A 13,400-nucleotide genomic window follows, 5' to 3' on the forward strand; every position below is an offset into this window, starting at 1 on the left:
GGTAATTTCAGGTCTCTTCCCTTATGCCCAGTACGTACAGTAGTTGGCTCGTCGCGTTGTCGCTCGTCGTCGCGGTGTTGGCGTCTTATACGGCGCTCGACCTGTCCGGGCGGATCTATCTTCTGACACAGCCCCGCCTGCGGCAGGGGTGGCTGGCGGTCGGCGCAACGGCCATGGGGATCGGCATCTGGTCGATGCACTTCATCGGCATGCTGGCGTTCTCGCTGCCCATTGACATTGGCTACGATCCGGTCATTACGGCAGCGTCGCTCGTGATCGCGATCGTCGTATCCTTTTTTGCGCTGCGGCTCATCGCGCGCGAGCGGATGTCGCGCTGGCGGCTGGGCGGCGCCGGCGTCACGATGGGACTGGGCATCGCAGGCATGCACTACACCGGCATGGCCGCCATGCGCATGTCACCTGCCATCCAGTATGAACCGTGGCGCTTCACGGCATCGATCCTGCTCGCCATGGGCGCGGCGACGGCGGCACTGTGGATTGCCCAGACGCTGCGCGACGCCAAGCAGCGGCACGTGCTGATGAAACGTTTCGCGGCGTCGTTCGTGATGGGCATCGCGATCACGTCGATGCATTACACGGGCATGTCCGCCGCACAATTCCCGATCGGCGCAGTTTGTGGCGCAGCGGGCGGCATGAATTCGCCCTGGCTGGTCACGACCGTCAGTGTGTTTACCTTCCTGATCCTGATGACCACGCTGCTCGTCTCGCGCCTCGATGCCCGCAGCAGCTTCCTGGCCAGTTCGGTCATCCAGCTCAACAGCCAGATCGCGCGGATGGCGACATTCGACGCCCTCACCGACCTGCCGAACCGCCATGCGCTCCAGGACGCGGCGCAAAGGGCGCTGGCCGCCGCCCGCCGCGACAATCGTCGCTTCGCGGTGTTGTTCATGGACCTTGACGGTTTCAAGACAATCAACGACTCCCTCGGACACACAGTGGGCGACGACGTACTGCGCGCGTTCGCAAAGCGTCTGCGCAAGAATGTCAACGGCGACGACGTGGTCGCCCGTCTCGGGGGCGACGAATTCGTGGTGCTGCTGGGCGCCCTGTCCTCCCCGGAAGTCGCGGGCCGTGTCAGCCAGCGCCTGCTCGACGATATGCGCAACGGACTGCGGGTCGGCCCGCATTCGCTGCATGTGATGCCAAGCATCGGGATCGCGCTGTATCCGGACGACGGGGAGGACATCGGCATCCTGCTCAAGCATGCCGACACGGCGATGTACGAAGCCAAACGGGCCGGGCGCGGCACCTATCGCTATTTCGAGCCGAGCATGAACGCGGCGGCGCAGCGCACGTGGGAGATTCAGCAAGCGTTGCATGACGCCGAGCGCGAGCAATATTTTTCGCTGCACTTTCAGCCGAAGTTTCGGGGGGACGACGAGGCGCTGGCCGGGGCGGAGGCGTTGCTGCGGCTCGATCATCCGCGATTCGGCGAATTGGTGCCGCTCGATTTCATCCCGGTGGCCGAGCGTTCCGGCCAGATCGTGTCGATCGGCTACTGGGTGGTTCGGGCGACGTGCCAACAGATCCGCCGCTGGGACGCCGTCGGTCTGCCGCGGATCAAGGTGGCGATCAACTTGTCGCCGCGTCAGTTGGGTCAGGCCGCGCTTGTCGAGAATATCGTCGGCATCGTGCGCGACGAAGGGCTGACGTGCGACCGGCTCATGTTCGAGATTACGGAATCGGTCGCGATGTACGATGCGCCAAAGTCGGTGGACGTCATCCATGCGTTCCAGGCGCACGGGTTTGAGGTCGCGATCGACGATTTTGGCACCGGCTATTCGAGCCTGGCGTATCTGCAGCGGTTCAGGGTCAAACAATTGAAGATGGACCGCTTCTTCACGAACGGACTCGACGCGCACGGTCGGGAAGGCAATGCGGTGGTCTCGGCGATCATTGCGCTGGCGCACTCGCTCGAGATGGACGTGGTGGCCGAAGGGGTCGAAACGGATTCGCAGCGGGCGGCGCTCAGGGAGCTCGATTGCGATGAGCTTCAGGGGTTCCTGCTGGGCAAGCCGCTCACGGGCGAGGATTTCGGCGATCTGCTGGCGGCACGCGGTCTACCGGTCGAGGTGTAATCCTGCCTTTAGCCTCGAACCGCCCCTTTTTGCATGAATTCCAGTGCCACCTCGAGCGCGTCCATGAACTCATCGAGCTTGATCGGCTTGGTCAGGTAGCGGAAAAATCCTGCCTTCATGCCTTTCTTGATGTCGTCCGGCATGGCGCTCGCACTGAGGGCAATGACGGGAATGTGCGCTGTTGCGGGGTCTGTGCGCAGCATTTTCAGGGCTTCGACGCCACTGATATCGGGCAGGTGGATGTCCATCAGGATCACCTGCGGCAGTGCGGCGCGCGCAAGTTCGATGCCCAGTCGCCCGGTCACTGCAGTCAGCAAGCGCATGTCGGTGCGGCGCGCGATAAGTTGCTCGACAAGCTTCAGGTTGGCCGGGTTGTCCTCGACGTAGAGCAGGGTGTGCAACGACGCGTCGTTCTGCAGCGGCACTTGGACAGGGGCGGCGGGTTTGCCAGCTTCGGCCGCAATTTCCGGGGCGGGCGCCCAGTTCAATTCGATCCAGAACACACTTCCCACGCCGACCGTACTTTCCACGCCAATGGCGCCCTCCATCAGTTCGACCAGTCGCTTGGCCACCACGAGGCCAATACCCGTGCCTTCCTCGGCGCCGGCCTCTTGCCCGAGACGATTGAATGGCTGGAAAAGTTGCGCCAGCTGTTGCGGCGACATCCCCGCTCCGGTGTCCTGAACGCTCACGCGCACGCGGTCCGGCGTGCGCATGCTGAACGTCACCTCGACCGCACCTTGCTCGCGGTTGTACTTGATCGCGTTGGACAGCAGGTTGACGAAAATCTGCTTCAAGCGGATCCGGTCGGCACTCACAAAGCAGGGGATGTCGAACTGGGGAAATCTCATGCGAATGCCGCGCTGTTGCGCCTGCGGTTCGACCATGCTGTGGCATTCACGCATGGCGTCGGCCAGCGACACCGGTTCCGGCGACAGCGACACTTGTCCAGACTCGATCTTTGCCAGATCGAGGACGTCATTGATCAGCTCGAGCAGATGCCATCCGGCGCGGAGAATCTGGTCAATGCTGGCCCGCTGGGAGGGCGTCGGCGGCGGGGAGTCGGAGGCCATCAACTGCGCGAACCCGAGGATCGCATTGAGCGGGCTGCGCAACTCATGGCTCATGCTGGAGAGGAAATCCGATTTCGCGCGGTTAGCCCGTTCAGCAGCGGCCTGCGCCTGCTTTTGGTCCTCGATGTCGGTGGCGGTGCCAAACCACTTTACGATATTTCCGCTTGCGTCTTTAAAGGGTAATGCGCGGCCAAGGTGCCACCGATAGACGCCATCTACTCTTCTCAGGCGGTATTCCATCTCGAATTCGCCGCCGCTCTTCAGTGCGCTCATCCACTGAGCGACGACACGGCGCACGTCATCCGGGTGGACGACTGACTCCCACCCCCTACCTTGGTCCTGGTCCTGAGCAATGATGCTTCCTGTTCCTGTATAGGCGACGCCCCGCCGGTTGACGTAGTCCACCCAGCCATCCGGCCTGGCTGTCCAGACGATATGGGGAATCGCATCCGCGAACGATCTGGCGCGCCGTTCGCCTTCTTCAATCCCGCCCATTGCAGGAGGCAACTCGGCCGAGGTATGCGTACGTAGTTTCCGCATAATGAGCCACCGCAGGAAGCATGAACCCTTCGATAGTAGACGCTACCCCGGACCGGCTGACAATAATTCAGAAGCCAGGACACCGGGACTTGCGACGTGGTGACGCATTTATCTTGTTCTACGCCCGGCGACCGCCGCCAGTCGCTCACGCGTGCCATCGCTGGCAGCCGGCCCGGCGGCAACCACATGTCGGCCGGGGGTCAACGGCACGCCCGTCACCTTGTCCACCACCATCGGCTCGACGGACTGGCCGGTCTGCGTATCGACCAACTCCACGGCGACGCCCTCCGGCGCAAAGTGTTTGTTGCCCCATTGGAGCAAAGCCCACATGACGGGCCGGAAATCCCGCCCGCGGTCGGTCAGCACGTATTCGTAACGCGGCGGGCGCTCGGAATACTGCCGGCGCGCCAAAAGCCCCTCCTCCACCAGCGCCCCAAGTCGGCGTGTGAGCATGTTGGGGGCGATATCGAGCTGTTTCTGGAATTCGTCGAAGCGCGTGGTGCCGTAGAATGCTTCGCGCAGGATCAGGATGCTCCACCATTCGCCCACCCGCTCAAGGCTGCGGGCGATCGGGCATTGCATGTCACGGAAGGTCTTTCGTTGCATATCGGTAGCGCGGCATCGCGCAAACGGCTATCACCATGCAATCCAGCATAACCCTATCGACGCCGGCGGGCAACCCGACTCAATGAGCATCAGCCGGCGGCGCTTTTGGCGGCACCACTTTCTTCATCAGCGGCACCATTGCCGTCGCGATCACGAAGCAACCCATGATGACGAGAAACACGTCGCCGAAGGTCAGCGTCTGCGCCTCGCGAAACGCCAGCGCCCAAAGCTGCCGGAGCGCAACCGTCTGCGCGTCCGCCATGTCGTAGCCCCATTGCGTCATCCGTTGCACCATGCCCTGGAGCGTCGCGTTCATCGCCTCGTTGCCCACGTTCAGATGCTCGGTCAGCCGCAGGAAATGCAGGTTCGTGCGGTCGTTGAGAATCGTCGCACAGACCGCGATGCCGATGGCCCCGCCGAGATTGCGCATCAGGTTGAACAGCCCCGACGCCAGCCGCAACCGCGCCGGCGGCAGGCCGCCCAGCGTCAGTGTGACCGTCGGCGCCACGGCGAACTGTTGCGCAAAGCCGCGCAAGGCCTGTGGCAACAGCAGTTGCGCCGAACCCCAGTCGTGCGTGATCGGCGAGAACTGCCACATCGACAGCGCAAAACACGCCAGGCCGAACATCATCAGCCAACGCAGGTCGACGCGATTGGCGAAGAATGCGTAGATCGGGATCGCCGTCAACTGGAACAGGCCGGTCGAGAACACCGCCAGGCCGATCTCCAGCGCAGAGAAACCACGCACCCGCCCGAGAAACAGCGGCGTCAGGTAGATCGTTGCGAATATCCCGATACCGGTGACGAACGAGAAAAAGCAGCCCAACGCAAAATTACGATCCTTCAGCGCGCGCAGATCGACGACCGGTTGCGCGTACGTGAGGCTACGCCAGAGGAACGCGATACCGGCGATCCCTGCCGTCCATGCCGTGGCGCGAATTGTGTCGTCGGCCAGCCAATCCCAGCGCGGCCCCTCCTCCAGCGTGTATTCCAGGCAGCCGAGGCTCAACGCCAACAGCACGATGCCGAGGTAGTCGGCACCGCGCAGCAGCGACAGGTCAGGCTTGTCGATCTTCACAAGCAGTGGCACCGCGATTGTCACGAACAGACCGGGCACCAGATTCACGAAGAAGAGCCAGTGCCACGAGAAGTTGTCCGTGATCCAGCCGCCGACCGTCGGGCCGAGCGTCGGGGCGAGCGAGGCGATCCCGCCGACCACCGCCGCCGCAATCACCCGTTGCGGGCCGGCGAAGAATGCGAACGCCGTGGTGAAGACGAGCGGGATCATCGATCCGCCCAGGAAACCTTGCAGCGCGCGGAACGCAATCATGCTCTGGATGTTCCACGCCATGCCGCACAGCAAACTGGTCACGGTAAAACCCGCCGCCGACGCCGCGAACAGCCAGCGCGTGGACATCACGCGCGACAGCCAGCCGGACAGCGGGATTACGATGATCTCGGCAATCAGGTAGCTGGTCTGCACCCAGACGGTTTCATCCGCACCGGCGGACAAGCCTCCGCCGATGTCGCGCAGCGAGGCCGAGACGATCTGGATGTCGAGCAGCGCGATGAACATGCCGAGACTCATCGTCGCGAACGCGAGAATCTTCGCGGGCATGCTCATCATGACCGGCCCGAACGCCTCGCTCGGCGGCGCAGATGACGGTGCCGCCCTGGCTTCGTTGCCGGGCGCGGTCCTGCCGGACGGATTCGCGGTCCGCGGTTCCTCCGCCGGGCGCGGCAACGGCAATGCCGACGTGCCGTGCGCCGAGGTCATTGCGCCCCCCCGGCCTTCGGACGCGTATCCACTTCGGCGGTCACCGACAGCCCCGGGCGCAAGGTATCGAGCTTGCCGTCGGCGTCGTCGAGCAGGACACGTACCGGCACGCGCTGCACGATCTTCGTGAAGTTGCCCGTCGCATTCTCAGGCGGCAGCACGCTGAATTGGGCGCCGGTGGCCGGCGCCAGGCTCGCGACGCGACCGTGATAGACGCGCCCCGGCAGGACGTCCGCCTCGACCGTCACGCGCATGCCGGGTCGCACGCGCGCCAACTGCCCTTCCTTGAAGTTCGCGTCGACCCACAGGCCGTGGGCCGGCACGAGCGACAACAGTTGCATGCCCGCGGACGCAAAGGCGCCGGGGCGGGCGCGCCGATTGCCGATGACGCCGTCGATCGGCGCGCGCACTTCCGTGTCGGCCAGGTTGAGCTTCGCGATGTCGCGTTCGGCCGTGGCCTGCGCCAGGGCAGCCAGCGCCTGCTGCTTTTGCGTACCGATCACGTCGAGCTGACGTTGCGCCGCCACCAGCCCGGCCTGCGCCTTCTCGCCGTTCGCGAGCGATTGGCGGTAGTCGGCGTCGGCCTTTTGTGCGCTTTGCACCGACACGGCCGATTTCGCGACGAGATCGCGATACCGGGCCTGGTCATCCTGCGTGCGGCGGGTATCGGCCGCAACGGCGTTTACGCCGGCACGCGCCTGCGCGATCACCGCGTCCTGAAGCTTCGCGGTGGCATCCAGATTGGCCAGCGCCGCTTGCTGCGCGGCCACCGCCCCTTCGGCGCGCGCCAGCGCGGCGCGATAGTCCCGATCGTCGAGCTTGAGCAGCACGTCACCCGCATGGACCGCCTGATTGTCCGCCACCATGACCTGCGCGATATAGCCGGGCACTTTCGGGCCGAGCACCGTGACGTCGCCGCCGACGTAGGCGTCGTCCGTCTTCTCGATGAAACGCCCGTCCACCCACCAGTGCGCGCCGTAACCGAGCGCCGCGATGACCGCGAGCCCGAGCACGCCGCGCACGGCAAGACGTTTGCCGGACCGCCCGACCGAGGCGTGAGACGTGCCGGACGTATTGGCCGGCGCACCGGCCGGAGCCAGCGCGACGCCGGGCATGGCGGTGGGGGATTGGGTCGTCGAGGTCATGAAAAATCCTTGCTTGCGAGAATCGCCGCACTGCGCGGGCATTCGCGTAAAGACACATCACATTGGCCGGTGGGGCGGTATCGGAATCGAAACGATGTTGCTTTCACGATGAAAGTTAGTATAGAGTTATAGATATCATCATGCAAGTAACTAGTTATATTTTTTCTCGCGGAGGGAACGGCCAGTCGGCCGGCTGCACCATGAATTCACTGCCAAGCGTCGCGCCCGGGACTTTTTCTTCATTGCGTCATCCGCATCATGACGGCCGCAGGTCGCGTCTACCGACGGCGACAGCGGCATTCGTCGCGCTTTGGCTGGCAGGTTGCGCTGTCGGCCCGGACTACAAGGCGCCTGTGGCCGATTTGCCAACGGCCTACGCGCATGCCGATGCGCTGGCCGCCCGGCACGGTGCCTTGCCCGCGCCGTCGATCGATCGCTGGTGGTCGGGTTTCGACGATCCCGCGCTCACGCGCATCGTCGAGCGCGCCCTTGCGGAAAACCTCGATCTCGCCGCCGCGATGGCGCGCGTGACACAGGCGCGCGCGGCAGCACAAGGTGCGGGGGCGCGTCTGTTGCCGGACGTCAACCTGAACGGCTCCGCCGTGCGCCAGCATCAATCGCTCGACAGCCCGTTGGGCAAGCTCGCGAGCGCACAGCCGGGCTACAACCGCAACCAGACGGTCTATGACATCGGCGCCGGGGCAAGTTGGGAGCTGGACCTGTTCGGCGGCTTGCGGCGCGGTGCGGAAGCGGCGAGCGCAGAGGCCCAGGCGGCGCAAGCGGACAGTGCGGGCGTGCGCGTCACCATTGCCGGCGAAGCGGCGGACGCCTATTTCCGTGTGCGCAGCGCACAGCGCCGCCTGGCCATCGCACAGGACCAGATCGACACCGAGACGCGACTGCTCGACATCGTCAAGGTGCGCCGTGGGGATGGACTTGCCACCGAACGCGAAGTCGCCCAGGCGGAAGCGCTCGTCGCCCAGGCGCGCGGCACGTTGCCCCCGTTGCGCATCGAGCGCGAAACGCAATTGAACCGTCTGGATGTCTTGATGGGTGCGGCGCCGGGCACCTACGCGCGAGAACTGACCGCCGATGCGGCGCGGGTGGATCGCGTTGCCGCTGTCAGCGGAAACGGAAGCGGCGGGCTGGCGGTGCCCGCGATCGAGGATGCCGGCGGGCCGGCCGCCCTGCTTCGGCGACGTCCCGATGTCATCGCCGCCGAGCGGCGCCTGGCCGCCACCAACGCACGCATCGGTGCGGCCGTGGCCGAGTATTACCCCAAGGTGTCCCTGTCCGGCGTGCTCGGCTTCGAGACGCTGGCCGGCGGCCGTGTGCCGAGCGCCGCGACATTCCAACCGTTGGCCGCGCTCGGCGTGCGTTGGCGGTTATTCGATTTCGGACGCGTCGATGCCGAGGTCGCGCAGGCCAAGGGGGCGAACGCCGAAGCGCTGGCGCGTTACCGCGCGTCGATGTTGCGGGCGACCGAGGACGTTGAAAATGCGATCGTCACCCTGACTGAGCTTGAGAACCAAAGCGCGGACCTGTCGATCGAGGTCAAGGCACAGACCCGGGCGCGCGACAGCGCGCAAGACGCCTACAAAGGCGGCGCAGTCAGCCTCTATGAAGTTCTGGATGCCAACAGACAGTTGTTGGCCGCCCGCGACAGCCAGGCGCGCGTGCATGCCGACAACGCACGCGCGGCCGTCGCCACCTTCCGCGCCTTGGGCGGCGGTTGGGAATAACGCCGGCAACAGGACAACCGGCCGCGCACGCCACCAGATACGGCTCCGCCATATGTCCTGTCGCCTGAGTCTTGCGGCACGTGGTGACCGCGCAACCTTACGCCGCCGCCTTCATCATGTCCTCGATCACCTTCTTCGCATCGCCGAACACCATCATCGTCTTGTCCATGTAGAACAGGTCGTTGTCGAGACCGGCGTAACCCGCCGCCATCGAGCGTTTGTTGACGATGACCGTGCGTGCCTTATACGCCTCGATGATCGGCATGCCCGCGATCGGCGACTTCGGATCGTTCTTCGCCGCCGGATTCACCACGTCGTTCGCACCGAGTACCAGCACGACGTCGACCTGACCGAACTCGCCGTTGATGTCGTCCATTTCGTAGACCATGTCGTACGGCACTTCGGCTTCGGCAAGCAGCACGTTCATGTGTCCCGGCATCCGTCCGGCCACCGGGTGAATCGCGTATTTCACCTCGATGCCCTTCTCGACCAGCTTGTCCGTGAGTTCCTTCAACGCATGCTGGGCACGCGCCACCGCCAGCCCATAACCCGGCACGATCACCACGGTTTGCGCATTGCCGAGCATGAACGATGCGTCGTCTGCCGAACCGGATTTCACCGGACGTTGCTCCGCCGACCCGCCTGCCGCCGCCGCGCCCGCTTCGCTCCCGAAGCCGCCAAGAATCACGTTGAAGAACGAGCGGTTCATCGCCCGGCACATGATGTACGACAGGATCGCACCCGACGCTCCCACCAGCGAGCCCGCGATGATCAGCATCGGATTGTTCAGCGAGAAGCCGATGCCCGCTGCCGCCCAGCCCGAATACGAGTTGAGCATCGACACCACCACTGGCATATCCGCGCCGCCAATCGGGATGATAATCAGCACACCGAGCACGAACGCGATCACCGTCATGATGATGAACGGCAGCCACGACTGCGTGAGGAAGAAGATCACGCCGAAGCCGAGCATCGCGATGGCCAGCATCAGGTTGACCATGTGCTGGCCCGGGAACACCACCGGTGCGCCCTGGAACAGGCGGAACTTGTTCTTGCCCGACAGCTTGCCGAACGCGATCACCGACCCGGAGAACGTAATCGCACCGACAAACGTGCCGATGAACAACTCGACGCGATTGCCGTACGGCAGGAAGCCCGGAATCGGATTCCCGGCATCGACGAGACCGAAGGCCGACGGCTCCGACACCACCGCATAGGCAATGCACACGGCGGCGAGACCGATCAGCGAGTGCATCGCCGCGACCAGTTCCGGCATCTTGGTCATCTCGACGCGTGCCGCGACGAACGCGCCGATCGCGCCGCCGACAATCAGCGCGGCAAACAGCAGGCCGAATCCGAGCGCCAGATTCGAGCCGAGCCCTGCGGCCTGCTTAGCGATCAGCGCAATGGTCGTGAGAATGGCAATTGCCATCCCGACCATGCCGAAGGTATTGCCGGTGCGCGCGGTCTTCGGATTCGACAGCCCCTTGAGCGCCTGGATGAAGCAGACCGACGCGACCAGATAAAGCAGCGTGACGAGGTTCAGGCTCATTACGCGTTCTCCTTGGCGGCTGCGGGGAGCTTGTTCGGCGCTTTCTTCCTGAACATCTCCAGCATTCGCCTTGTCACGAGAAAGCCGCCGAGCACGTTGACCGCCGCGAGCGCGACGGCCAGCGTGCCGAAGCACTTGCCGGGCGTACCCAAAGTGAGGCCCGCGGCCAGCATCGCACCGACGATCACGATCGCGGAGATCGCGTTGGTCACGGCCATCAGGGGCGTGTGCAGCGCAGGCGTGACGTTCCAGACGACGTGGTAGCCGACGTAAATCGCCAGCACGAAGATGATCAGGTTGATAACGGTGTGATTGATGACTTCCATTCCCTTCTCCTTTGTCCCATGCGACATCGTTGCTATGCCTTGCGCGTGACAGCGCCGTCGCGGGCCAGCAGCGTGGCCGAGACGATGTCGTCCGCGAGATCGATGTTCAGTGCGCCTTCCTTGGTGATGATCAGCTTGAGGAAGTCGAGCAGGTTGCGTGCGTAAAGCGACGACGCGTCAGCCGGCACCATCGAGGCCAGATTCGTATAGCCGACGATCTGCACGCCGTTATCCGTCACGACGACCTCGTCCGGCTGGGTGAGCGGACAGTTTCCGCCGCGGCGTCCGTCAATGACCGGGCCGCGTCCCGCAGCGAGGTCGACAATCACTGAGCCTGCCTTCATTGCCTGCACCGTATCCACGGAGATCAACGTCGGTGCGGGACGGCCCGGAATAAGCGCCGTCGAGATCACGATGTCCGCGTGTTTGGCCCGTTCATGCACAAGCGCCGACTGACGTGCGAGCCACGAAGGCGGCATCGGCCGCGCATAGCCGCCCACGCCTTCCGCCGCTTCACGCTCCTCATCGGTTTCGTAGGGCACATCGAGAAACCTCGCGCCGAGCGATTCGATCTGCTCTTTCACAGCGGGGCGCACGTCGGAGGCCTCGACCACCCCGCCAAGACGCTTTGCAGTCGCAATCGCCTGCAAGCCCGCGACACCTACGCCTAGCACCAGCACGCGCGCCGCCTTCACGGTGCCCGCTGCCGTCATCAGCATGGGCATAAAGCGCGGATAATAGTGCGCGGCAATCAGCACGGCCTTATAGCCGGCGATGTTGCTTTGTGACGAAAGAACGTCCAGGCTTTGCGCGCGCGTCGTGCGCGGCGCGGCTTCGAGCGCGAACGCGGTCACCCCTGCCGCTGCGAGCCGCTTGGCGTTCTCCGTGTCGAACGGGTCGAGCATGCCCGCCAGCACCGCCCCGGGTTTCATCAAAGGCAATTCGTCGGCTGTCGGCGAAGCGACCTTCAATACGATCTGTGCGCCATAGGCCGCAGCTGCATCGCCAATCTGCGCACCCGCATTCCGGTACGCGTCGTCCGTGTAGTGCGCACACTCGCCGGCACCAGCCTCGACAGTCACACCATGCCCTTGAGCGACGAGCTTTTTGACGGTCTCCGGCGTTGCCGCAACCAATGCCTGGCGGTCTCTCGACTCAGCGGGTATTCCAATCTGCATGTCCAACCTCACGTTGCGCATATCTGCGCGATACTGTTTTCACACTGATGATCCACACCACCGGCCCGCAGTCGCGGGCGCGGATGGTGGTGGCGCGCGAAACATCTGCCAAACCAACGCCCGCCGCATTCCGGTCACACCTTTGGTCAGAAGAGATGCCTGATGCCGAACTCCACGCCGAGCTGATTCGACCCGGGATGCGGCGCCGCAGGGACCGCACTTGAGGCCGACACCGAGTAAATGCCCTGCTTGCCGCTGTTCTTCATGTAGGCGAATACGCCGTAGAGCGCGGTCCGCTTGCTGAGGTTGTAGTTGGCCCGCACGGTGCCCATCATGCCGTCGGCGTCGTAGGCGCTGTCACTGATATGCGAGACCTGCGCATCGAAGGCCCATGCGCCGTAGGGCACCGATGCGCCGAGGTATTCGATGTCGATTTTGGCCGACCGTGCGTCACCCTCGACTCGCCGGTGCAGCCATCCCGCGCCCACACGCACCGAGCTGATATTCAGGTGCGCAGCCAGTTGGTAGCGTCGGTCGGTATCGCTGGACTTCGTGAAGGCGATACCTGCCGCACCCGGGACGACGGTGATGGGCGTCGCACCCGCACCGCCGCGCTGCTCGTCGTAGGTCGCAGCCACGCCCCATGCGTTGCCTTCGTACTTGAGCATCGCCGAGATCGCGCGACAGGCAAGTAAGTCATTGCCAGTCTGACCCAGACAATTTCCCGCTGCACTTGAATCGCGTCCGGTCGAATAGCTCGCGCCGACAGTGACCCCGGAAAACGTGCCCATGTAAACCACGTCGTTATCGAAGCGCGCAGCAAGCAGATACGGATCGAACGACGCCAGGCCACCGAATCCACCCGCGCCGATGATGTTCGACTCCGCCATGCCCCAGTTCGTCATGCTGTACTGTCGGCCAAACGTGAGTTGCCCCCATACGCCACTCAAGCCGACGTAAGACTGCCGACCGAATAGCCGGCCGCCCTGTTGAAGCGCACCGTTTGACACAGAAATGCCGCTTTCGAGCGCGAAGACCGCTTTTAATCCGCCACCAAGATCCTCTGCCCCTCGCAATCCCCAGCGCGACGGCACGTCTCCCCCGCCGATCACGGGCATTCGCGCAACGGAACCACCCGTGGGTGTGGCATGCGTGAAATACTCAATGCCGGTATCGACGATCCCATACAGCGTGACCGAGCTTTGCGCAATCGCCGGTGCCGAAGCAATGGCCGCCGCCACTGCAGCCAGCGACGTCGTAACCTTTTTCATCTACCCCCCCTTTGTGCTGATTTTCTCAATTTGCTTTAAAGTTAGCATGCCTAATCAACTAAAATTCGACCCATCCTGTCATTCATCTCAT

Annotated in this window: 10 protein-coding genes; 2 read left to right on the top strand and 8 right to left on the bottom strand. The window is 64.0% G+C overall.

Features of this window, described 5'->3' with window-relative positions; all coding sequences use genetic code 11:
• Nucleotides 1–23 precede the first annotated feature (23 nt).
• The gene (locus tag PTE30175_RS03070; protein ID WP_150695573.1) at nucleotides 24–2,099 is read left to right on the top strand and encodes a putative bifunctional diguanylate cyclase/phosphodiesterase; all 2,076 of its coding nucleotides are present in this window, start codon (nucleotides 24–26) and stop codon (nucleotides 2,097–2,099) included.
• Between the two features lie 8 nt (nucleotides 2,100–2,107).
• Here the strand turns inward: PTE30175_RS03070 and PTE30175_RS03075 are convergent, their stop codons facing one another.
• From PTE30175_RS03075 to PTE30175_RS03090, 4 genes are all read right to left on the bottom strand, one after another.
• Entirely contained in the window at nucleotides 2,108–3,712 is a 1,605-nt protein-coding gene (locus PTE30175_RS03075) for a hybrid sensor histidine kinase/response regulator (RefSeq protein WP_150695574.1), read from the bottom strand.
• Nucleotides 3,713–3,820: 108 nt separating this feature from the next.
• Nucleotides 3,821–4,318: a winged helix-turn-helix transcriptional regulator gene (locus tag PTE30175_RS03080; RefSeq protein ID WP_150695575.1), complete on the bottom strand. Its 498-nt coding sequence runs from the start codon at nucleotides 4,316–4,318 to the stop codon at nucleotides 3,821–3,823.
• Between the two features lie 79 nt (nucleotides 4,319–4,397).
• A complete protein-coding gene (locus PTE30175_RS03085) occupies nucleotides 4,398–5,936 on the bottom strand; it encodes a DHA2 family efflux MFS transporter permease subunit (RefSeq protein ID WP_150695740.1) in 1,539 nt (512 codons plus the stop codon).
• 155 nt (nucleotides 5,937–6,091) lie between these two features.
• Entirely contained in the window at nucleotides 6,092–7,240 is a 1,149-nt protein-coding gene (locus tag PTE30175_RS03090) for an HlyD family secretion protein (RefSeq protein WP_224788574.1), read from the bottom strand.
• Between the two features lie 200 nt (nucleotides 7,241–7,440).
• Here PTE30175_RS03090 and PTE30175_RS03095 point away from each other — a divergent pair, with 200 nt between their 5' ends.
• A complete protein-coding gene (locus PTE30175_RS03095; protein ID WP_150695576.1) occupies nucleotides 7,441–8,982 on the top strand; it encodes an efflux transporter outer membrane subunit in 1,542 nt (513 codons plus the stop codon).
• A 97-nt stretch (nucleotides 8,983–9,079) separates the two neighbouring features.
• Here the strand turns inward: PTE30175_RS03095 and PTE30175_RS03100 are convergent, their stop codons facing one another.
• From PTE30175_RS03100 to PTE30175_RS03115, 4 genes are all read right to left on the bottom strand, one after another.
• A complete protein-coding gene (locus PTE30175_RS03100; RefSeq protein ID WP_150695577.1) occupies nucleotides 9,080–10,534 on the bottom strand; it encodes an NAD(P)(+) transhydrogenase (Re/Si-specific) subunit beta in 1,455 nt (484 codons plus the stop codon).
• A complete protein-coding gene (locus PTE30175_RS03105) occupies nucleotides 10,534–10,860 on the bottom strand; it encodes an NAD(P) transhydrogenase subunit alpha part 2 (RefSeq protein ID WP_150695578.1) in 327 nt (108 codons plus the stop codon). Before PTE30175_RS03105 ends, PTE30175_RS03100 begins: the two co-directional genes overlap by 1 nt.
• Before the next feature lie 32 nt (nucleotides 10,861–10,892).
• Complete coding sequence (locus tag PTE30175_RS03110; protein WP_150695579.1) at nucleotides 10,893–12,038, bottom strand: Re/Si-specific NAD(P)(+) transhydrogenase subunit alpha; 1,146 nt, start codon at nucleotides 12,036–12,038, stop codon at nucleotides 10,893–10,895.
• Between the two features lie 146 nt (nucleotides 12,039–12,184).
• Nucleotides 12,185–13,309: a porin gene (locus PTE30175_RS03115; protein ID WP_150695580.1), complete on the bottom strand. Its 1,125-nt coding sequence runs from the start codon at nucleotides 13,307–13,309 to the stop codon at nucleotides 12,185–12,187.
• Nucleotides 13,310–13,400 lie beyond the last annotated feature (91 nt).

Origin of the sequence: Pandoraea terrae, from assembly GCF_902459695.1 — a bacterium.
Classification (GTDB): Bacteria; Pseudomonadota; Gammaproteobacteria; order Burkholderiales; family Burkholderiaceae; genus Pandoraea; species Pandoraea terrae.